This window comes from Bacteroides sp. AF32-8BH, from assembly GCF_003435205.1.
GTDB lineage: Bacteria > Bacteroidota > Bacteroidia > Bacteroidales > Bacteroidaceae > Bacteroides > Bacteroides ovatus.
This window is the reverse complement of the sequence record NZ_QVLZ01000112.1, coordinates 1-398: the sequence shown is the minus strand read 5'-3', so window position 1 is coordinate 398 and position 398 is coordinate 1. Positions and strand designations below refer to the sequence as shown.

Genomic DNA, 398 nt, shown 5'->3' with positions numbered 1-398 from the left:
TAGCTTATTAGGGAATTTTCCGAGCCGCAATACTACGTATCGCTGAAAATTCCCCAATAAGGCAAGGGGCAAGCCCCTCTGCACACCCCATCGGGGACGGCATTTGCCGCCCCCGAAGATACAAAAAATCATTGTTTCACAAGCCAAAAAAGAAAGGAAGAATATATGGGTTTCGTAGTTTTACACATGGAAAAGGCGCACGGCAGCGACAGCGGAACGACCGCACATATCGAGCGCTTCATCATACCGAAGAACGCCGACCTCACACGCACGCACCTAAACCGCAGGCTCATCGGCTACCCCGACGGGATAAAAGACCGTTCGGCGGCTATCCAAAGAAGATTGGAAGAAGCGGGGCTGACACGCAAAATCGGAAGCAACCAAGTACGGGCAATCCG

At 52.0% G+C, this 398-nt stretch carries 1 pseudogene; it reads left to right on the top strand.

The features are described 5' to 3' along the window. Positions 1 to 165: 165 nt before the first annotated feature. Positions 166 to 398, top strand: a pseudogene (locus DWZ47_RS30245) (plasmid recombination protein); the annotation flags it as partial.